Annotated in this window: 18 protein-coding genes, 2 tRNA genes and 1 pseudogene; 13 read left to right on the top strand and 8 right to left on the bottom strand. The window is 39.9% G+C overall.

Annotation, left to right across the window (positions count from 1 at the left end; all coding sequences use genetic code 11):
• Positions 1-7 precede the first annotated feature (7 nt).
• From SG0102_RS04655 to SG0102_RS04670, 4 genes are all read left to right on the top strand, one after another.
• Positions 8-83, top strand: a tRNA-Lys gene (locus SG0102_RS04655).
• A gap of 61 nt (positions 84-144) precedes the next feature.
• Positions 145-220, top strand: a tRNA-Lys gene (locus SG0102_RS04660).
• A gap of 187 nt (positions 221-407) precedes the next feature.
• Positions 408-2,417 carry an HAD hydrolase-like protein gene (locus SG0102_RS04665; protein ID WP_125118882.1) on the top strand — a complete coding sequence of 670 codons (2,010 nt, stop codon included), beginning with the start codon at positions 408-410 and terminating at the stop codon, positions 2,415-2,417.
• A 50-nt stretch (positions 2,418-2,467) separates the two neighbouring features.
• Positions 2,468-3,025: a YitT family protein gene (locus SG0102_RS04670; RefSeq protein ID WP_125118883.1), complete on the top strand. Its 558-nt coding sequence runs from the start codon at positions 2,468-2,470 to the stop codon at positions 3,023-3,025.
• Positions 3,026-3,080: 55 nt separating this feature from the next.
• Here SG0102_RS04670 and tnpA (SG0102_RS04675) read toward each other — a convergent pair whose 3' ends face one another.
• The 5 genes and pseudogenes from tnpA (SG0102_RS04675) to SG0102_RS15935 all read right to left on the bottom strand — a co-directional run bounded on the left by tnpA (SG0102_RS04675) (position 3,081) and on the right by SG0102_RS15935 (position 8,174).
• Positions 3,081-3,518, bottom strand: a complete 438-nt coding sequence (gene tnpA / locus SG0102_RS04675) for an IS200/IS605 family transposase (protein WP_125118884.1) — start codon at positions 3,516-3,518, stop codon at positions 3,081-3,083.
• A 93-nt stretch (positions 3,519-3,611) separates the two neighbouring features.
• Positions 3,612-5,495, bottom strand: a pseudogene (locus SG0102_RS15545) (IS1634 family transposase).
• Positions 5,496-5,598: 103 nt separating this feature from the next.
• Complete coding sequence (gene tnpA / locus SG0102_RS04685; RefSeq protein WP_125118885.1) at positions 5,599-5,904, bottom strand: IS200/IS605 family transposase; 306 nt, start codon at positions 5,902-5,904, stop codon at positions 5,599-5,601.
• Positions 5,905-6,028: 124 nt separating this feature from the next.
• Positions 6,029-7,744: an IS1634 family transposase gene (locus SG0102_RS04690; RefSeq protein ID WP_125118886.1), complete on the bottom strand. Its 1,716-nt coding sequence runs from the start codon at positions 7,742-7,744 to the stop codon at positions 6,029-6,031.
• 91 nt (positions 7,745-7,835) lie between these two features.
• Complete coding sequence (locus SG0102_RS15935; RefSeq protein ID WP_125118887.1) at positions 7,836-8,174, bottom strand: transposase; 339 nt, start codon at positions 8,172-8,174, stop codon at positions 7,836-7,838.
• 2 nt (positions 8,175-8,176) lie between these two features.
• On the opposite strand from SG0102_RS15935, the gene SG0102_RS04700 reads away from it, so the two are divergent.
• Together SG0102_RS04700 and SG0102_RS04705 are read left to right on the top strand one after the other, a co-directional pair.
• On the top strand, positions 8,177-9,565 hold the full coding sequence (locus SG0102_RS04700) for an RNA-guided endonuclease InsQ/TnpB family protein (protein WP_125118888.1): 1,389 nt from the start codon (positions 8,177-8,179) through the stop codon (positions 9,563-9,565).
• A 238-nt stretch (positions 9,566-9,803) separates the two neighbouring features.
• Positions 9,804-10,151 (top strand): DUF2179 domain-containing protein, encoded by a 348-nt coding sequence (locus SG0102_RS04705; protein ID WP_125118889.1) that lies wholly within the window; start codon positions 9,804-9,806, stop codon positions 10,149-10,151.
• Positions 10,152-10,170: 19 nt separating this feature from the next.
• Here the strand turns inward: SG0102_RS04705 and SG0102_RS04710 are convergent, their stop codons facing one another.
• Positions 10,171-10,716 (bottom strand): NUDIX hydrolase, encoded by a 546-nt coding sequence (locus SG0102_RS04710; protein ID WP_125118890.1) that lies wholly within the window; start codon positions 10,714-10,716, stop codon positions 10,171-10,173.
• Positions 10,717-10,836: 120 nt separating this feature from the next.
• Here SG0102_RS04710 and SG0102_RS04715 point away from each other — a divergent pair, with 120 nt between their 5' ends.
• From SG0102_RS04715 to SG0102_RS04745, 7 genes are all read left to right on the top strand, one after another.
• Complete coding sequence (locus SG0102_RS04715; protein WP_125118891.1) at positions 10,837-11,898, top strand: hypothetical protein; 1,062 nt, start codon at positions 10,837-10,839, stop codon at positions 11,896-11,898.
• Positions 11,899-12,056: 158 nt separating this feature from the next.
• The gene (locus SG0102_RS04720; RefSeq protein ID WP_125118892.1) at positions 12,057-13,025 is read left to right on the top strand and encodes an RluA family pseudouridine synthase; all 969 of its coding nucleotides are present in this window, start codon (positions 12,057-12,059) and stop codon (positions 13,023-13,025) included.
• A 108-nt stretch (positions 13,026-13,133) separates the two neighbouring features.
• Positions 13,134-14,744: an alpha-amylase family glycosyl hydrolase gene (locus SG0102_RS04725; protein WP_125118893.1), complete on the top strand. Its 1,611-nt coding sequence runs from the start codon at positions 13,134-13,136 to the stop codon at positions 14,742-14,744.
• A 53-nt stretch (positions 14,745-14,797) separates the two neighbouring features.
• Positions 14,798-15,721, top strand: a complete 924-nt coding sequence (locus SG0102_RS04730; protein WP_125118894.1) for an ROK family protein — start codon at positions 14,798-14,800, stop codon at positions 15,719-15,721.
• Positions 15,722-15,949: 228 nt separating this feature from the next.
• Complete coding sequence (locus tag SG0102_RS04735) at positions 15,950-17,851, top strand: IS3 family transposase (protein WP_157982937.1); 1,902 nt, start codon at positions 15,950-15,952, stop codon at positions 17,849-17,851.
• A gap of 46 nt (positions 17,852-17,897) precedes the next feature.
• Positions 17,898-18,323 carry a hypothetical protein gene (locus tag SG0102_RS04740; protein ID WP_125118147.1) on the top strand — a complete coding sequence of 142 codons (426 nt, stop codon included), beginning with the start codon at positions 17,898-17,900 and terminating at the stop codon, positions 18,321-18,323.
• A 32-nt stretch (positions 18,324-18,355) separates the two neighbouring features.
• Positions 18,356-19,687: an IS3 family transposase gene (locus SG0102_RS04745; RefSeq protein ID WP_269461208.1), complete on the top strand. Its 1,332-nt coding sequence runs from the start codon at positions 18,356-18,358 to the stop codon at positions 19,685-19,687.
• A gap of 255 nt (positions 19,688-19,942) precedes the next feature.
• On the opposite strand, the gene SG0102_RS15655 is transcribed toward SG0102_RS04745, so the two are convergent.
• Both SG0102_RS15655 and SG0102_RS04755 read right to left on the bottom strand, forming a co-directional pair.
• On the bottom strand, positions 19,943-21,445 hold the full coding sequence (locus SG0102_RS15655; RefSeq protein ID WP_125118895.1) for an IS4 family transposase: 1,503 nt from the start codon (positions 21,443-21,445) through the stop codon (positions 19,943-19,945).
• Positions 21,426-21,629, bottom strand: coding sequence for a 2-C-methyl-D-erythritol 4-phosphate cytidylyltransferase (locus SG0102_RS04755; RefSeq protein WP_125118896.1), 204 nt, complete (start codon positions 21,627-21,629; stop codon positions 21,426-21,428). Before SG0102_RS04755 ends, SG0102_RS15655 begins: the two co-directional genes overlap by 20 nt.
• Between the last annotated feature and the right edge of the window lie 344 nt (positions 21,630-21,973).

The following is a 21,973-nucleotide window of genomic DNA, read 5'->3' on the forward strand; positions in this document are numbered from 1 at the left end:
AAGAAATCTCTCCTTAGCTCAGTTGGCAGAGCATCTGACTCTTAATCAGAGGGTCCACGGTTCGAGCCCGTGAGGGGAGACCATTTGATCTATGAAGCTGCACAATGTGCAGCTTTTACTTTCAATTGCATATTTTACGTACATCTCTCCTTAGCTCAGTTGGCAGAGCATCTGACTCTTAATCAGAGGGTCCACGGTTCGAGCCCGTGAGGGGAGACCATTTTTTACAAGCAGGAGAGGGATGACCTCTCTTTTTCTTTTATTAAAAGGATGTTTTTGGATTTTTTAACGTGCATACGTTGCAAAAATTGATTTAGTCTTTATAATAGTCTTGTGTGCCTGAATGTGAATTACAGTGGCATAATAAAGCGAGATTTGGTATAATTAGCCTCAAAGGGGATGAACATATGGTAAGGCAAAACGTCAGTGATTTAAAACTCGCCGTCATTGAATTAGATGGCTGCTTATTTCCTTTAAATCACTATCGCTATAACTTTTATAAAAATCTATGTAAGAAACAGAATGTCTCGCTGGATCGCCAGACGTTCTATGAAGCCTTAGGTAATATGTATTCTATGTATGATGCATTACCTCTTGCTCATTCAATGGATTCAGCGTCGCTGAATGATAAAGTAGAAAAAGATCTATATAATTATTTGAAAATGAAAGATCAGAGTGCCAATGATGGGGCTTTGGAATTTCTTGAATATTTAAGACAAAAAGAGATTAAGATTGCAGTGGTGACAACCCATAAAACAAAAAATGCGATCGCTTATCTCGAAATGGGGAAACTTTATAATAAAGTTGATTATGTGATTGGGAATGATACAAAATTACAGCCATTCCCAGCAACCGATATTTTTGACTTATTAATGAAGAAATATCAGGTCACACCAGAACAGACCTTATTAGTGACATCGTTAGTGTCATTGCTGGAAACTGGTAAAGAAGCCCATCTGAATATGATTTATATGGAAGACTTAGTGCCAGCAGGAGAAAAGGAACGTTCTCTTTCTTATCAGACCTGCAAGTCTTTATATGAAGCATTAAACGATGTCATCTTTGGTCGTTATGAAGATTATAAGATGTATGAATCCATCTTAGGTCTTGATGAAGATATGTCACCAGAAGAATTACGTAATGTTCGTATTCATTTGGAAGATTTATACAAAGATGATGATTCGCTGTTAGATATCGTCAATAAGACATATGAATTCCGTTTATCGGAATTAAATGTGGATCCTGCTTCCTTAGAAGATGAAAAGCCGGTTATTCCTGATACCGTGCCAGAAGTGGCAGAAGTTGAGGAATCGGAAGAAGCGGAAGAGTTATCACTCTCGGAAATGCCAAATGCGTTCTCCGAAGAAACGGAAGCCGCATCGGAAAGCATCGCAGCGCCAGAAAGTGAGGCTACTTCTGAAAGTGAAGAAATCATTGCCGAGAGCAGTGAAACGGCTGAACCAGAAACAACTGAAGAAACACCGTCGCAGGAACCAGCTTATGAAGAAATTGAACCGGAACCATCAGAAGCGATTGTTTCACCACGTCATTCGATTGAAGATATCTTAGAAAACTTAGAATCAAGCTTATCATCACGCGAAGAATCTTTAGAAGAGGTTGACGAATCAGAAATTCCGGAAGTCGGAGAAGAGCCGGAAGAAGATGCTTCTGCTGCGGAAGTATCTGAAGAGGAAACTGACGAAGAAGACGTTTATGAAGACACCCCGGAAGAAGAACCTTACGAAGCTTATCCGGAAAGTGAAGCGGAAACTGCTGAAAGTATGAGTGAAGAAGCTTATACCTCAGAAAGTGAAAATATCGAACCTGAAGAAGAGTCACAGGTTCAGGATTTTGGTGATACCATTATTTATAATGGCCCAATTGATAAGGAAAGCTATGAAGATACTGGGATCTTATCGTTAGATCCGCAAAAGACCATCGAACTCGATGATGTGTTATCAAAAGTAATGGCGCGTAATGAAGAAAACTTTGCGGACGAAACGCCCGCAACGGACTTCCTGATTCAGGATGAAAGCCGTCAGGAGGATACGAAATTACGGAAAACCGCCAATGTCATTATTAATATCCTTTATACCTTTGCTTTATCATTAGTCATTCTGATTATTGGCTTAGTCATTTATATTGCTCTGCAAAGTCAGTTTGATCGTGGCGTCTTACAGTTCATTGCGAATATGTATAGTGCTTATAGCGGTTTTGCAACGATTCTGGTCCGTGGCATTGTTAATGGCTTACATACGATCTTACCATTCTTGCCAAGCTATGCGGCTTATGTCTCATTATCAGAAGGAGCTTCTAGTCTGATTAATGTGTATATCTTAAATACCGTTATTATTGCGATCGTCGAATTACTGGTTTATTTCTTAAGACCAAAAGATGACGAAGATTATTACTATTAAAAGATGAAGGATACGTTTCAGGCGTATCCTTTTTTGTATAGGAGGACATTATGTCAGTGCATTATCAGCCCATGCCCTTTACTTATAAAAGAGGGGCTTTCGTTATTTTAGGCAGTATTCTTTACGCTTTAAGTGTCAATATCTTTTTAACCCCATTAAAGCTTTATGCCGGCGGGATTGTCGGCTTAGCGCAGCTCATTAAAACGTTAGGATTTTCTCATGTTTCTTTTGATTTAGCTGGGATGATTAACTTAGCTTTGAATATTCCATTATTTATTCTCGCTTATAAAGCGATGAATAAGCGCATGTTTTTTTTAACAATATTATCGGTTGCTATTCAAACATTTGTTTTCTCCTTGGCGCCGATTCCTGCTCATCCTTTGCTTGATGATAAGTTAGCGAATATTTTAATCGCTGGTTTATTAGGCGGCGCTGGCTGCGGGATTGTATTGACCAATGGCGGCAGCGCTGGCGGTCTTGATTTACTAGGCGTCTATTTGACAGAGCACTTTGAAAACTTCAGTGTCGGGATTATGAACCTAAGTTTTAATGCAGTGCTCTATACGATCTGCGCCATTCTTTTCAATTTAGGGACCGCGATCTATTAAAAAAGGCAGAGTACCACGTCCATATCTCTGATATGGGCGTGGATGAATGCCCGCTCTACTGGTTGTGGATGTATGCCTGCACGGTTTCCAGACTGTTCTCGCTGACCGTTGTGATGAAATAGCTGTCACTCCAGAATAGAGGCTTCCAGTAATATTTCTTCAGTTCCGTTTCACCGAACTGCTTTCTCGCAAATCGGCTTGTTTTCGTCTTTACAACATTGACAAGCTCACCTGGTGTCGTATATGGGTCCGCCTCAAAAAGCACGTGAACATGGTCCTCCTCACCGTTCATTTCCAGGATGTTTAGTCCTCTCTCACTGAACACGTCTCTGATTATCTGGTATACAAGATCACGGACTTCTCCTCTGAGAACAGGTTTCCTGTATTTTGTGACAAGCACCATGTGATACTGCAGCAGAAAACAGCTGTGTCTGTTTGTATAGTATGACTGATCTTTTTTTCTTCGGTACACTGCATCATTCTCTCCTTTCATGTATACATCCATTATAATATCCCGTTTTCGACAGTTGTAAAGGTCAAAAAGCCAGAAAGTGTTCTAAATATCAGCACTTTCTGGCTTTTAATATCATGATTTCAGCGTAGTATAACTTGGCCGTCTTTTAATTTTTCTCAAAATTTTTGTAAAGTCACTTTTCATGAGGTATTGGCTGTCAAACTGATAGCCTGCATACTTTTCAAGTGCCTCCAAAGCTTTGCTGTTGGAGTAGATTGCCCGGTAGTAGATATCTTCCTCGTTGACTACTATCATATTTTTCATAGTATTAATGAGCTGATCGGTTGTAAGATGCGTCCCCTGATCGTCCAGTTTGCGCTGAAGGAGACGCGTGATCAGCAGAGCAGTATAACAGATAAGAAAATGAGCCTCTATTCTTGGTGTATTCCGGTGATATACTGGTCTTGCATCAAAGTTAGTCTTCATTATACGGAAGCAGTCCTCAATCTGATATCTATTATGTGCAATTTCAAGTATGTCTTTAACCGGATCATCCAAGTTTGTAGCGATGGCATAGAAGCCGTCAAACTTTTCCTCTTCTTTTATTTTCTCTGTATCAAGAATGTATTCGCTTTTTGATTTGCTGGTATTTTTCAGAAATCTTCTTACATCATTAGGCCCTTTCTTGATTGCCTCTGGATCACAGTTTTTAAGCATGTTTTTCGCTCTTTCAATCTGTCTGTTTCTGACCTTTCTCTGATATTCCATCATTTTTCTGGAAAATGTAACGATGATTGACTGCCTGAGTGTCGTGTAAACTTTTCTTCTGGCGGTTTTTCCATTTTTTGTTGTTATTTCACGGTATTCACCATTCCACATTTTTTCATTGTCTGCATTAAAGACCTTATAAGCCTTGTCGTTGTACAGGCTTATATTGTCAGGGTTTTCCTTATCAAATTCCATAAGCTCTTTCAGCGTGATTTCTCTGTCAGTTGAAAGGAGCCGATAGTCGAAGTCATTAAAGACGGCCTCCTGGAATCTTTTGGAAAGATTCTTAATGGACTGGGTGACAACGAAAGCACGTCCACCCATGGAGTTAAATTTGCGAATATTATATGATCCGAGACCTGCATCAGCACAGTAAATAAACTTGCTCTTTGGAATGAATTTAACTATTTCCTTTTCCAGGGGGATGGCTGTTGTCTGCTCGCTCTCATTTCCTCTGTGAATACACAAAGAGATGGGGATGCCTCTTGAATCCATGATCAGTCCCATTTCCACAATCGGGTTAGGTCTATGCTCTTTACTGACACCAAACTGTCTGAGCCCCCTAATTAATTCACCTGTTACTTCATCTACTTCAATATCAGGATGCTCATTTTCAAAGAAATAATTAGTGCAGTCATACTACATGACAGATGTATCTCTAGGAATGATTTTATTGGATTCCTTATAGAGATGGCCAATATATTCTTCTTTGTTTTCTACTAGAATATCCATGAATCTGAGCACCTGCTGATGCGTGAATTGAGGCTTCTCATAAAAGAACTTAAGACAATCACATGTTCCTTTTTTGCTCTTAGGATCAAGTATTCTTGCAAATGTCAGGAACCTGTTGATGAGATTGCAGTCAAAAAGATTCTTTTTATTTGCGGTGACCTTTTCAAAGAATTTCTGTAGGTTGAGCTGATAATAGATGCCCTGAAGATAGAAGTAGCCAATGTTTGATCCGTAAATAACAACAGAGGTATCCGCTTCTTGATTATTATCGGGATAGCTGACTTTTTTAGTGCGGTCAAGTGACATGTTAACTTTTAGAACTTTACTCTTTTCCTTGTCGTTGAGATTCCGTACGTACTGCTTTGCATATTCAAGGGGATCATCAGTTATTTTCAGAAGCTCAGAATGCTTGCCGATTGTGCACACAGACTTTGTGGTTGGTTTTCCGTCTTTTCGGTATGATTTTTGTACATAGTAGGTGGGATCTTTAGATTTCCTGTTATAGCTCAGCTTCATTTTGAAAAAACCTCCTGTTTATCGTCTCTTTTGTAATATTATAACACAAACAAGCCACGATAGCCACAATAAAATAAAAAATTCTTGACAAAAAAATATCCTATTAATCAGGATAATTTAAAAAAGAGGGTGAATTAAGTGTCGAAGACCCGTCCGCCTCAAAAAGCACGTGAACATGGTCCTCCTCACCGTTCATTTCCAGGATGTTTAGTCCTCTCTCACTGAACACGTCTCTGATTATCTGGTATACAAGATCACGGACTTCTCCTCTGAGAACAGGTTTCCTGTATTTTGTGACAAGCACCATGTGATACTGCAGCAGAAAACAGCTGTGTCTGTTTGTATAGTATGACTGATCTTTTTTTCTTCGGTACACTGCATCATTCTCTCCTTTCATGTATACATCCATTATAATACCTGGGTTTAGGATGATTTTTTAAAAAATGGTGCTAAACGAGAAAAAATGTTATTAAAAATAAAGATGCAAAATAGTATGAATATGATTATATCCATATATATTTGCACCTTTTTATTTAACGGAATTTGTAATTTAAAATATTTTTAATGTCTTTATTCGTTAAGTAATAATTATCTATTGGTCTGCCTATCTTCTTTTTGAGTCTAAGCATTACGTCGGATTTCTTGGTGAGGTTGACCATATACTGTCCCTTCAGATCAACAGCGGTTGCGCTTCGCATATAGTCTATCAGCTCCTGATAGCCAAACTGGTCATCTAATTCCTCAATCTGCAGTAATCTCATAAGTAATACCGCAATGTAACAAATCAGGAAGTGTCCAATAATACTGTCTTCTCTTTGAAGATATACTGGTCTGGCGTCAAACGCTGACTTCATCATTCTAAATGATTCCTCAATTCTCCATAAATTATGGTAATTGTTATAGATTTCCTCATCAGTCATTTTTAGTTCTGAGGTCACAAGAAGATTGTAGCCCGCTAGACGCTTGGCTTTTTCTACCGCTTCCATATTAACACTGATTTTTATGTTGCCATCGGTGCCTTTTCCGTCCTTATCAACCGTTATAAAATCCATATATTTGCTTTTGCTGCCATATTCAGCTCTTTTCGCGGAGCTTAACGATGCATTTAAAGCTTTGTTGACTTCCTTATCAATTTCAGCGATTTGTTTTTTGGCTAATGAAGGATTATATGTGACAACTCGCTTCTCACATAGCATAACCTTTGTCTTCTTTCCATTATTATCAGTGATCATATAAGGGAATTCATCTATACATGATTTTGTCTTATAGAGAAGATTATCATTCTTGTCTTTCACTTCCACATAATCATTATCGAGAAGGACCCAGGTTTTCTCTTTTTCTGGAAGGGTCTTGACGCTTTTGGAAAAAAGATAGCCGTCACCGCAGAGTATCGCATCCATGATATTAGCAGTACAGTTTAATCCCTTGTCAGCCACTCTGATTGTTTTGCCTTTAATATTATTACGGTCCTTCAGACCCTGAATAACCTCTCTGTAAATCGGCTTTTCACTCATGTTGCCGGGATAAATTTTCATGCCGATAGGGATCTGCTTATTATCCAGAAGAAGTCCCATCCCGACAATCGGATCAGTTCTCTTCTCTTTGGATGGTCCTTTTCTGCGAAGATCATCCTCTTTATCTATTTCAAAGAAAAAGTTAGTACAGTCAAAGTATGTATGATCGGTATTTCTGCCATAAATCAGCTGAATTTTATGGTTGTAAATTTCAATGATGCGCTCGTATTCAATACCCAAAAAACGTAGGCCTTCATACATCTGATCTCTTGAAAACGATGTTTCATCAATTAAATAGGGGAGAACATCAAAAAATGTCTTATGTTTAGAGCATGGAGATATTACTCGCGCATAAACAAGCGAAGATAAAAGCTCAAAAACATTAAATTTAAAATTATACGGGAGCTGTAAAATGCATAAATCCCTGTCGAGACCAAGTCTATTATTAATGGATCTGATTGGGAAATAGCCATAATACTTAATAGGCAGAGTATCAGAAACCTTTTGGGACTTTTTATCCCTTATTTCACTTTGGCGATCCGCATTCATCTTTTTAATTTCTTCTTTGTAGTAGCTGACAGGATCACTGATACCCTGTTTTTTCAGATCATCAACATAGCCGATGGGCTTAAAAGATTTGTGAGAAGTCTGCTTCTTTTCAGGGTTATAGAAGCTGCTGTAGATCTGCAAATATGTCCCTTTCTTATTCTGTGTCTGCTTTAAAAAATAAGCCATAATTTCACCTCTTTTTACCTTGATTTTTGTTAATTTTATTATAACACCATAGCACCATGAATAGAACACTTTAGAAAAAAGTTTGTCAAATTTATTCAGAAAATAAAAAAATCGGCTTGTAAAGCCAACATTTAGTGAAAAAAACTTTTTGGAAAGTGAAAATCAACCTAAAAAACATGGTGCTATATCCTAAACACGGGATTATCTGGTATACAAGATCACGGACTTCTCCTCTGAGAACAGGTTTCCTGTATTTTGTGACAAGCACCATGTGATACTGCAGCAGAAAACAGCTGTGTCTGTTTGTATAGTATGACTGATCTTTTTTTCTTCGGTACACTGCATCATTCTCTCCTTTCATGTATACATCCATTATAATATATGGTATAATATAAGTCGAGAGAAAGGTATATTTTAGGAGGTCACCCATACATGGAAACAGTCGTTCAGTATCTTGTAAAGCCCGGCCATTATAATACCCTGTGCCAGTATGCGGCAAAAAATGCGAAGCTTGCAAAGAATCTTTATAATGCCGCGCTGTTCAGAATCAGACAGACATTCACCGGATGGAATAAGACTTCACAGAGTGCTAATGAGCAGGAGGTCTTTGCAGAGCTTGCCAGTACAGAGGCAGCATATCCATCCCTGGTCATCAGGCGGCGTCTGTCATACAGGGCACTTGACAAGATCATGAGAGTCAATAAGAATTCTGACTTCTTTGCGGGGCTGCCGATGCAGACTGCCCAGGCGGTTCTGAAGCAGGCGACATCAGACTTTGAAAACTGGCTCAGGGCGCTCAGTGACTACAGGAAACATCCTGACAAGTACACCGGACGTCCCAAAATGCCGAAATACAAGACATCTGAGCATGCCTCATTTACTGTAACGAATCAGGATGCTGTTATTTATCCTGCATATGACAGTGACGGGAATCAAATCCCTGACTGCATCCGTCTCAAGCTTCCGGGACTGAACGAAAAAGATCATCCTGTCTTCCATGGTTTCAGAGCGGACGGCCGTCTCAAGCAGGTGACTGTAAAGCCTTACTGCGGATACTATATTTTCTCTCTTGTCATTGAATCGCCTGACGTGCCTGTCAGGACTGATCTGCCTAACATGGCCGGTCTCGATTTCGGAACGGACAACATTGCAGCTTTAGCGTGCACGGACGGATCGTCCGCTGTATTCAAGGGCGGTGCTGTTCTTTCAGAGAACCGATGGTTTGCCAAAAAGAAAGCAGACGCAGTTTCTGATATTACAAAAGGTCACAAGCACATGCACGCTGAATCAGCGCATCTTGACAGGCTCTCGCTGCGCCACAGCTTCAGAAACGGAAATTTCATGCATCAGTGCAGTCGCAGGATCATTGACTGGTGCCTTGAGCACAGTGTCGGCGTGCTTGTCATTGGACGAAACAAGCGATGGAAACAGAACTCAGACATGGGAAAGAGAAACAACCAGAAATTTGTATCCGTTCCCCATTATCAGCTCCTTCAGCTGATAGAGTTCAAGGCCATGAAGGCCGGAATCCAGGTCATTGAGCAGGAGGAGTCGTTTACGTCAAGAGCCGATATCAGCGCATCAGACTTCATGCCTGTGTACGGCAGGGATAAAGGCACATCATGCGTATTTTCAGGAAGACGCGTTAAGCGGGGTCTGTACCGCACGCATACCGGCTATCTCATCAACGCCGACTGCAACGGGGCAGCCAATATTCTTCGCAAGGCCATGCCTGATGCCTGGAAAGACATATTAGACTTCCGGTTCCTGGGCTTTCCTGAAAGCTTCTCATATAAAAGAATCATTGGCGCTGTCCGCTGATGATGTCATCTGACATATACGCTATCTGAACGCGTCCGGTCATGCCGGTATAAAAAAAGGATCAGACCAATGTATTCCCGACGGTTTCATCAGCCGAAGGGATAGAGGCGCCTGTGAATGTGCCTGTAAGGAGCGGTTCAGCGGAAGTTTCATTAGCCGAGGCTGTTCTCGAAACCTGCTTAAACAAAACGACTGCTGTCGGCTTCTGCCATTGGTTGCGGTAGAGATACCACTTCCATTGAGCGAAGCGCAATGGGAGTGGAGAATTCATTCCATTATCTTTGTGGCAACTTTCGCTTTAGCCATCGATCGTATGCATTATCAGAATGTCGAGATCGAACTCATGATCTTTACCCATCATCCGGAAATGGCCCAAACAATTATGCATAACTATACCCGCGGGGTAACGGCCTGGGAAGGCATTGGCGTTTATACCAATGCGGCGACTCATGTCTTAGTAACGGTTGTGGCCAAAGATGAAGTCAAAGCGATTAAGAAAGATATCTTATCAGCCGATCCAAAAGCTTTTATTATTGCCCATGAAAATATCCAGGTAACCGGTGGTTATATCAAACATCTTATTTAAAAAGCAAGTAGACGTTTGTCTACTTGCAGTGTTTTCGGTTATAAGCATACATGATGGCAATAATGGTTTTAGCATCAACGATCTCTCCACTTAATACTTTCGCATAAGCTTCATCAATCGGCATCTTAATGAATTTTAAGAATTCGTCATCATCCTGCGGCAGGGCATCATCGACTTTTTTGAAGTTTTCCGCTTCATATAAGTAATCCGCTTCAGAGCAGAAGCCGGGGGTTGGCAATAATTTTAAAATGAAACGCATATTTTGAGCACGACGTGATGTTTCTTCTTCAAATTCACGATAACAGGCTTCATCAGGATTTTCTCCTTCTTCAAGTTTTCCGGCTGGGATTTCAATTGTTTCCATGCGATTAGGATAGCGATACTGACGAATCAGATAAATACAGTCATCTTCGATCGCGAGAATACAGACGCCGCCGCGATGATAGACACATTCTCGCATCGCCGTATTGCCATCTGGCAATTCCACTTTTTCATGGGTTACAGTAATAATATTCCCTTTAAAGATCTCTTCACTTTGTAATTGTTTTTCTTCTAAGCTTTTCATAATGTCACCTCGTCAAAAGTATATCACAAATAGCCAAAAATCGCTTTGTGAAATCGTTAAAAGGGCACATTGTCACGACTAAATAAGCTATGATATAATGGGCGTGAATGAGGTGAAATAATGGATATCAGAAATAATAGTACGATGCGTAATGAAGTCAAAAAACTGATCACAAAGAAAAAAGAGAAAGATATGCTTTCTTCTTATTTGATTGAAAAAGAACATGAACGCATCATCACTATCGATGTGAAAGAGACGGAAAGTTTTCTTAAACAATGTGAAAAGCGACTGCCACATTTTCAAAATCCTGGCGCTTTAGTCACGAAAGCCGCTATTGCTTGCGGAAATTTAGAAGATCATCCCATGATGAAAAACTATGTTTCTTTTTATATGATGGAACATTTATCACGGACAGATCCGCATTTTCTGCAGGAAAATCCGTATTTAAAATATATTCAGACGCCGGATACAAAGGTCGGTGATTACCATCTGGAAAAGGTGGCCTATGAGCCGATGACGATCATTTTAGATGAAGAACCAGCTATTGATGGATTAAGTATTGCGCCACATTTTACCTTGCTGGAAGATCGTTTTCAGTTTCCGATTCTTATCGGATCAGAGGGATTGATCGGAACGGTCACACCATTTGAAATTCATGCGTATCAACAGATGATTGATCAGGCGTATGGTCAGGTTGTGATTTATGGTTTGAAGCTTGGTTATCTGTCTTATATGGTGCATTTAAAAAATGATGTTGATCATATTACCATTATTGAAGAACGTGAAGAAGTCATTGATCTGTTTTATAAACAGATTTTGCCGCAGTTTGATCATCCGGAAAAGATAACCGTAATGAAAGGTCGTTATCAGGATCATTCTCATATAAGTGGAGATTGCCTCTTATATGATCAGTATCAGGATCAGCATGAGGGGGTGCCATTTTATCTCTCTAAACCGCATCATCAGGGTTACTATTATTTAGAAACTTCCATTTTAGAGCAGCTGCGCCGGCTTATGCTTTATGATTTAGAAGGATGGTTAGATCATCATGGAAGTATTGATGAAGCGCTCATCGATCAGCAGGTAGGACGTTTTTTAAAACAGTTAAAAATAAAAGATCAGAGATCTTTAATGCGTTTATTTGATTTGAAAGGATTGAAAAGAGAAATCACGAAACAATAAGAAAAAAGGACGCGGGGGAAGCGTCCTTTCATAAAGCTTTACACTTAAAAAAGTGAATAAATATTAGGGGGGTTACCACATCTAGGTTTCTACCCGTCTTTATAATAACATGAAATAAGATAGGTGTAAAGGCTTTCAAATAGAAAGTTGAGGAGAATATGAAAAAATTAGTCATTGATCATACTAATGAAAACCAGCGTATTGATAAATATTTAAAGAAATTGCTTGTGAAAGCGCCAGCTTCGATGATTTATAAGATGTTAAGAAAGAAAGATGTCAAGGTAAATGGCGTAAAAGTAAAAGAGAACTATATTGTCAAATATGGGGATGTGGTGGAATTATTCCTTTATGATGATAAGTTTCAGGAATATACAGCGCCAATGACCATTCATGATCTAGCCATTACTTTTAAAACCGCTTATGAAGATGAACATTTACTCGTGGCGAATAAACCAGCTGGTTTACTGGTCCAGCCGGATACTAAAGATGACTTTGATACACTCTCTTATCAGGTACTGAGTTATTTAAGTCAGAAAGGTGATTACGATCCTGCCTTAGCCCAGGGCTTTACCCCGGGTCCCGTTCATCGTTTGGATCGTAATACCAGCGGCCTTGTGATGTTTGGCAAAGATATGCGGGCTTTACAGGATCTTAATGAAATGATGAAGAAACGTCATTGCATTGATAAAAAGTATCTGACGATTGTAAAAGGATACATGAAAGACTGTGAACTTGTTGATTATGTGAAAAAGAATGAAGCGGAAGGGAAGATGTACTTAGTCAAAGAAAATACCCCTGGGGCTTTAAAGATGCATACGGTTGTTCATGTGATCAAAGCGCGTCCGCAGTATTCATTAGTAGAAGTTTCGTTAATTACTGGCCGTACTCATCAGATCCGTGTGCATTTAGCGAGCACTGGTCATCCGGTGATGGGCGATGCCAAATATGGGGACTTTGAATGGAACAAGGCGATCAAGAAAAAATATCATTTGAATTCTCAGTTATTGCATGCTTATTCTTTGACCTTTGTGCGGCCGATTGGTTCAATGAAATATATGCAGGGGAAAACAATTACTGCGCCTTTACCGCCGCTTTTTAAGAAAATTAAAAAAGATCTCTTTGATTAATTTCAAAAAGTGAAGAAAATATATTAAGAAAATGAAAGAAAAATAAGCGTAAGCGCTTTAAATGTGATAAAGTGGTACTATGTTAAAAAAGAAAGAGGTAATAATTATATGGCATGGTATGATGAAGCGGTGTTCTATCACATTTATCCTTTAGGATTAACGGGAGCACCTCGTTTAAATGATTTTGGTAAGGTGGAACATCGATTAAACACTTTACTTCCCTGGATCGATCACATCAAAGCAATCGGCTGCAACGCCCTTTATATCGGTCCATTATTTGAATCTGTAGGACATGGCTATGAAACCATTGACTATAAAAAGTTAGATCGCCGTTTAGGTGATAATGATGATCTTGTAAAGTTTGTGCAAACCTGTCACGAGAAAGGCGTAAAAGTCATCTTTGATGGCGTCTTTAATCATGTCGGCAGGGATTTCTTTGCCTTTAAAGACTTGTTAGAAAAAAGAGAAGCATCACCTTATAAAGACTGGTTTAAACAGGTTAACTTTTCTGGAAATAACGAATACAATGACGGCCTGAGTTATGAAAACTGGGGCGGTTATAACTTACTCGTTAAGCTTAATCAGCAAAATCCAGCAGTGCAGGATTACATTGCGGAGGTCATTAAATTTTGGGTTGAAACCTTTGATGTTGACGGGATCCGCTTAGATGCGGCAGATGTCTTAGACTTCGATTATATGAAGATGATCCGCCGCGTGGGAGATTCTTTAAAAGAAGACTTCTATCTGATGGGGGAAGTCATCCATGGCGACTACAGCCGCTGGGTGAATGCCTCAACTTTACACGCGGTAACGAACTATACCTTACATAAAGCGCTCTATTCCGGACATAATGATCATAACTACTTTGAGATTGCTCATACGGTGAAACGTAATTATGAAATGGGCGGCAATAAACCATTAGGTTTACGTCTCTATAACTTTGTGGATAACCACGATGTCGAACGTATCGCTTCTAAGTTAACTCATAAAGCCCATCTCATTCCGGTCCATATTTTACTTTATACATTGCCGGGTGTGCCTTCTATTTACTATGGCTCTGAATTTGGTATTGAAGGCAAGAAAGGACGCGGGGAAAATACCGATGCGCCGCTTCGTCCCGCTCTTGATTTAAAAGATTATGAGAATCCTTTAGAAGACAATACCTTAACGAAGCTGATTAGTGCTTTAGGAAAAGTGCGTCAGGATGTCAAAGCGTTATCGTATGGCGATTATGAGCAGTTATTATTAACGAATCGTCAATATGCTTTCGCCAGAGTCTTAGGCGATGATGAAGCGATCATCGCGGTGAACAATGATGACAATGATGCTCGTATTACAGTCTCTGCGCATCATAATCTCTATTTAGGTGTCTTAAGCGGCCAAAAGGTCAAAGCAGAAGGATCATTAAATATCACTTTAAAAGCTAATGAAGGGGAAATCTTTATTCCGCTCAATGAAGAAACCCAAAGCTATGAACCGGTCGACTTTGAAGTCTTTGAAGAAGAAGTCAAAGAAGAGGAAGCTGCTCTTCAGGAAGAAGTCGTATTACCAGAAGAAGTCCGCGATGTGCCTTATGAAGATATGACAGTGGAAGAGCTGCAGACTTGTATTTTAGCGAAGATGGCTGCCAATGGTCCGGTGAGCGATGATATGAAACGCAGTGTCTTAGAGAATGTTTATCATGATTCTTTAGTGAACTGGGTAAAAAGTTTCCGATAATAGTTTTCTAAAATATGAAAATATAATATAATGATTTTTAGGAGGATAAAGAAATGAAATATTATATTGGTATTGATTTGGGCGGAACCAATGTTCGTGCCCTGCTCGTTGATGCAAACGGCGAAACATATAGCGAAGTCAAAGAATCGACTGAAAAAGAACAAGGGCCAGATTATGTCTATACAAAAATTGTGCGCATGATTCGTACATTAGATTATGATGCCTGCGGCGGTTTTGAAAATGTCCGTGGGATTGGAATCGGTGTTCCAGGTCCTGTCGACACCGTAAAAGGCGTAATGATTATGGCCAGCAACTTACCTGGTTTTGAAGGTTATCCTATTGTGGAAAAATTAAAAGCAGAATTCCAGAAACCTGTTTTCTTAGATAATGATGCCAATGTGGCAGGCTTAGCCGAAGCTTTATTAGGTGCTGGTAAAGGGTATCCAACCGTTTACTTTATTACTGTTTCAACGGGGATCGGCGGCGCCTTCATCGTGGATGGCAAATTAGTATCTGGCGGTCGCGGCCATGCTGGGGAAATCGGTAATATCATTGTGAAACCAGGCGGTTATAAGCAGGGCGCTTTAAATGCTGGGGCTGCCGAAGGGGAATGTTCTGGTACGGCCATTACCCGTAAAGGTCAGGCTATTTTTGGCGATGCTGTTAAACATGCGGGAAATGTCTTTGATTTAGCAGCCAAAGGCAACGAAGATGCCATTGCCATTGCAGAAGAATCAATCAATGAATTATCAACTTTATTAGCGAATATCGCGCATACGGTCGATCCGCATTGCTTCGTTTTAGGCGGCGGGGTCATGAAATCTCGTGATTACTTCTGGGATACATTAAACCGTCAGTTCAATGAAAAGATTCATGTCGGGATGAGAAATCATATTCCACTTTTATTAAAGAAGTTAGATGACTGCGGTGCCATTGGTGCAGCAATGCTGCCAATGAGTCAGTTAGGTGACGAATAATGATAATGATCAGGCGTTAGCCTGATCAATGGCGTCAATTTAACAATCAGCTGTTATCTTGACGCTTTTATTTTCTCAATTTTATTCCAGCATGTGTTAAAATATGAATCAGGAATAATTTAGTCATGATGATTCAGAAAAAAAGGGCACAAAGCCCTAAAATGGTACCATAGAAAGGAACATTACATTGACAGTAATGTCACCTAACCTATGGTGCCATTTTTTGTAATGAAGGTAATAATTGTTATGTCTAAAGGAACTGTAATATCTGATGAAGCCATTAAAATACTTTCAGCCAATAAATTCGTCAAACTGGTGAGATCAAATCGTATTTCATTTACCTATGAATTCAGGATCATGATGTGGGAGAGATGGATTAAATATAAAAGCATTTCATCAATTAGAGAGGTCATGAAGGAAAATGGCATTGACTACTCTCTCTTTAACGCACAAATTATTAGTCGTATTCAAAGAAATTTTAAACGCGATGGGAAACCTACTAACGGACGTATGGGTAACTCTGCCAAACGTAATAAAACAGATAAAAACTATGATCAGTTCCTCGTCTCGACCGGAAAATTCATTCGCGCACGTCGTGGCATTTCATTTTCAAAAGACTATACTGAAAAGCTCTATAGCTTATATCCTGATCAGGCAATCGAGGATGTCCTTAAATCAGATGGCTTTGATCCAGAACGAATTGGCTATCAGCGTATTCATGCGCTAAAAAGAGTATTTGACGGGGATATTGAGCCGCATGAAAAGCAAACGTTTGATCAGAATATAATCGAAGAATATACAGACCACCCAATGGTTGAAAGGATAACTGCACATAGAATCAAACTGACGGATGTATTCTACAGCGAGGCATCAATTTTCTCTGATATGCACATTAATGATATTCTCAAAATCTTTGATATTGATTCTGCAATTCTTACTATCTCCACGAAACAGCGCATAAAAAAGCAAATTACTCAATCTGATCATACATGTTCCATTCATTTAGAGGCAGGCTCATCTGATCGATTCAAAGCCATTGCCCTAAATCTTTATGAGGCACTATACAATAAAATGGCTTGTTTTCTGAAGTCTATATCCCAATGCATATGGGATCTTAGCGCCAGCCTAAGAAGAGAAGCCTTCATAATGCTTGACTCGTTAGCGGACAGTCACATTATGCCTTTAAGCCAAATCATTAGTGAAGCAGGCCTGTCAAGATCCACCTTCTACTCTATTTTAAGAAACGATGCCTACGGCAGATATGAAGAGCTAAGGAATCAGAATGAAGAAGAAGAGGTCAGGGCCATTATTGATACAATGAATTACAAAGGCTATCCCAAAGGCAAGAGAACTATCCACATGATGATGCCTGAGATTACAGGCAAAAGCTTTTCAATTAAGAAAATAGCACGTCTGATGAGAAAGCATGGACTTAATTCAGGAGTTCGAGCTCCCCGTCAGTCCCTTAAGGCTGCTCGTGAGCATCTTGAAAAATACAAGTGCCCTAATCTTCTTAAACGAAAATTCAGACTGGCCATGCCTTTTACGCACATTCTCACTGATGTTTCCTATCTGTTTTTTGGAGCAAATGGCAGAGGCTATCTTTCAGCAGTCAAAGATGCGGTAACAGGGCGCATATTAGCTGCCGTGGTGAGCGAAAACAATGATTCGGCAATGACTATGGAGACGCTGAAGCAGCTTGAACGCTACACCTTTCGCGATAATGCCATCTTCCATAGCGACCAGGGGGCACTGTATCTCAATGAAGCATTTCAGAAAAAGGTAAAGGAGCTGGGATTCAGAGAATCAATGTCCAGAAGAGGCATCTGTGAAGACAACAGTTCACAGGAAAGCTTTTTTGGCCATTTCAAGGATGAATGTGACTATACCAGCTGCAGTTCCATTGAGGAGCTGAGGGAAATGGTGCTTTCCTATGTGGAATACTACAACAACGAGAGACCACAGTGGACAAGAAATAAAATGACACCCGTGAAATACGAATCGTATCTTGAAGCCATGCCGCCTGAGCAGTTTGATTTATACATGTCCAAGGAAACTGATAAGTATGAAAAAACGAAGGCTCTTGCAACAAAAAGAGCTAAAGCGCGTGCCAACCTGATACTGTCATGATATACTACAGACACCAATAAATACATATCAGGCGGAGGAAAGCATTATGGCAAAAAGAAATAAGCAGATTAACCTGGAAAAAGCTTTAGAAGAGGCTTCTAAAAACCAATACACTGAGAAGGTAACAGATGGCAGAATCTATTACACAAGGGAATTCTATGCCCGCATGAAACAGCTGATGGATGGCGGCATGTCACCAATTAAGGCATACAAGACACTCGGATACGATGTAAACACGTTAGGAGAAGATCGCGCCTACGCAGCTGCCGGTCGCGCTGCCAGCGGACAGGCACGCAAGCCCAAGAAGGTCAGCGGCATGGTTCCGCGTGATCAGGTTGGCAATCTTTCCGATCAGGAAATGGTTGACTATCTTAATTCACGCATTGACTATCTGGAAACAGTTGTTGGAGTCGTAAAAAAAAAGGGCTCAAAACTGCTGGTGAAGGTATCATCATCGAAGAACGAGAAATAGCGGTAGATAAATGTCTTCTCGCAGATACGTATATAAGAGATCATCCTGATGTCAAAATCAGTGAGGCCTGCAAGATATTTGAAATCACTTCAAGAAAATACAGGTGCTGGAAGAAAAAACGTGAAAATCCATCTGCCAGCCAGATTCAAAAGGCTACCGAAGATGAGATGATAAAGGATAAGATGATTGATATCGTCAAAACCTTTGGCTTCGTGCCTGGGCGAAGAACATTCTGTGCTCTTTTTACTCGCATGCATTTTAATATCAATGGTCAGCCGGTTGGTGAAAAAAAAGTAACGCGTCTGATGCAGGAATTGAATTTGTTCCCCAACCTACGCCATAAGGATGCCTACAAGGGACAGGCAACATACAACCATCCTTATTATAACGTTAACGATTACGTAAAAAGATACTTCAGACAAGACCCGCGCAAGGTTATTCTCACTGATATCACTTATATTTCCTATAACGGCAATAAAAACATCTCTTATCTATGCGTATTTAAGGACGCATTTACCAATGAAATTCTTGGATGGCATATTTCTAAAAGAATGGACGTTACCCTCGTTGAAAGAGCTTATTGCATGATGATGGATCTTCATGAAAAGGAAATTGAGAAGGCATGCAAATACATGAAGGAAAATGGAAAAAAGCCTTATGTCTATATTCATTCAGACAACGGCTCTCAATACCTTTCCACCGAATTCAGAGAAATTCTAGAAGATGACGGCTTCATTCAGTCAGTATCCAGACGCGGAAACAGCCTCGATAATGCGCCAATGGAAAGCTTTTTTGGAAGAATGAAATCTATTCTAAATGAATTAGTTGAAAAATGTCCTAACTTTGATACGGTTGAAACCATGATCAAAAACTTTATGGAACAGTATAATACAGTAATACCTCAGTATGATCTGGCAGGACAGACTCCTGAAGAATACTATCGCTATATTACTGAAGGCATTTATCAGACTGATGTTTATTTCGGCGTCTCAGCCAAAGAACTCATCACCCAGGAAGAACTGGAATCCAGACGCGAACAAGCGCGTGCTGAAAGAGCTCGACGCAGAAGCAAGCAAAACGAGTCTGGTGAATCATCTTATGAGTATAAGAGCGAACAGCATCCTTTCAAAGTGGTACAGAAGGATCAGAAGGTTATTCTAGCTCGAATCAATAAGCTACAGAGACTGATTGACGAAAATACGAAAGAAGTAGAAAAACTGGATACGCTATTGGCTGATACGAATACAGCACTCAAGTTCCTAACCAAGGCATCCGATTCAGTGATCAAGTCACTGTACTATCCTAGAAACTGGCAGAATTATCCAGAGCTATCGTATGTGAACAGAACAGGAGCAATCTATTAATAATACATCAAGTCATCCACTTCTTGTTTAAAAAATCACGTAAAGTGGTTCTTTTTGTCGTACAATAAAACTCCTGATATGGATGAATAGAAGCGAAAAAATGAGGGCAAGATTCAATTGAATCTTGCCCTCATCCTTTGTGAGCTGAAAACAAGTCGTCACTGTCAATAAATAGTCCTTGACAATGGTACCAGTTTACCCCTATCGTAAAATAGCCATTTTTTTAAAATTGCTTATTTTACCGGCATTTCTTAACTACTTTCTTACGGTTCTATAAATGCCTTTGAATCTTTTGACTTTAGCGTGTTCCCTGCCGTCAATTCTATACCTGTTTTTCGGTGGCGATACAACGTATTTATTCCATCTTGGGTAGTGCCTATCTGGTCGGATAGGCACTTTTATTTTATTAAGCAGTTCTATGACAGTTGTTATTGCATTCCTTATCTTTCGCTTCCTGCCATTCAGGATTCCATCCAAAATTCCCTGTTTTCTGAGAACGTCGATCATCTGCTGCGTATTAACCTCATATTGATACTTGTCAGCATTGCCTTCAGCCTTACTGATCATATAGACGTTTCTAAGTATATCATCAATCTCCTTGCCGATGATGCCGAAAATGCTCATCATGAATATCTTTCCCAGTATGCAACATTCCGCAATATTAAGATTGGTAGAGATGTGCCTTTCTATTTCGAGTATGCTTTTCAAATTTTTATAGTCGGTTTCGATGCCCCACCTGCGAGAGTAGAGATCAATTATGTCTTCCGCAGAGAACTCGTCCTTCGAAAGATTAGTGAAGTATAAAAGCTCTGTAGCTGCTTCTTTTCCATCCTTGTCAGTATATTTATATCTGTGACGCACCACTCGGATCTTGATTGATTCATTCTCCTTGAAGTATGCCTCGCATTCAGGATACTTCGAGAGCTCCTTGAATGCCAGTTTATAAGGAGTAACCTCAATCACTTCATCATCCGACTTCATTTCCTTTACCAGATCCTTGTAGAAGTTCTTCTTGCCTCGGATGCAGTACTTCATGCCCATATACTCGACAAAGCTGAAGATCTTTAGCGATGGATAATATCTGTCTGCAAGCAGAAGATACTTGCCCGGATCGTCAGTCACGTGGTTCTTCAGCGTATAAAGATGGTTCATGCACATTGGTATCTCCGAATAGTTGAAGTTATTATATGTGAAGTCAATAATATTGCCGTTGAGCACATCGTAAAGCATGGCCAGCTTAATTTTTCTTTTGGCATCCTCAATCTGATCGGCGATTGAGAGCTTGCCGTTTCCTCTTAGCGTATAGTAACGGATGGCATCAGGCGTGTCAGGCGCCTCGATGGTTGTTCCGTCCTCAGCCAATACGATGTAGCCGTTCAGCTTCTTTACAAGTTCGGACTTATAGAATTCCTTTGAGGTCTCCTGCGTAAGATATCTGAAGACATACGGGTTAAGCTTCTTGCCGTTTGCAAAAAGCGCCTGTCTTGATATCCTGTTCTTCAGTTTGCCGACATCGCTGAAAAATGAGTTGAGCTCAAAGCCGGTATTGGTTCGGTGACGGAACGCAAAGTACATAATAGCGCTTGAACTGCTGAAGCATCTATGCCTTGTAAAGTCGACAGGCTTGTTTCTGGCCATTACTGTGGTATCATCGGAATTTATTATAGCGGATACCCTATTGACAAAGCTCACGAGAGGGCTGCACTTGTATTCAATAACTGTCTTAACTACTTTCTTCTTAGGAGTCTTCGTCGTCATAGACAAGTCTAGGCTTCTTCTTGGCGAAGGCCGCCTTAAGATATGGAACGGATTCGTTGTCAACCAGGCCGAAATTGATAAGAACGACATGTTTAGGAACACCATTTACACGCTTGGACTCAACCAGAGCGCAGAAGCTCTTGGTCTTGTCTCCCTTATTATTTGGAATTACTCTAACAAACATATATCATGCCTCCTTTTCTCAACTACATTATATCATATATAATAGCTAACATTAAATAATATAGCAGTATTTGCCTTAACTACTTTTTGCTTGGAACCAGATAGCAGGAGACTACTATATATATTTTTTTAAATGATATTTGTATTTATAACACAAAAGGACGCAAAAAAGCGCCAACCTTAAGTTGACGCCATTGATCAGGCGTTAGCCTGATCATTTTTTTGTTAAGAGAAAAAGTGCGATTAATAGGGATAAAAGAGAAAATATCATCCATTTCCTTACAATCATTCACATTCTTGTAAAGAATAGGCCAAAGGAATGTAAAGAACATGTTAAGAATAGGT

The organism is Intestinibaculum porci (genome assembly GCF_003925875.1).
GTDB lineage: Bacteria > Bacillota_I > Bacilli_A > Erysipelotrichales > Coprobacillaceae > Intestinibaculum > Intestinibaculum porci.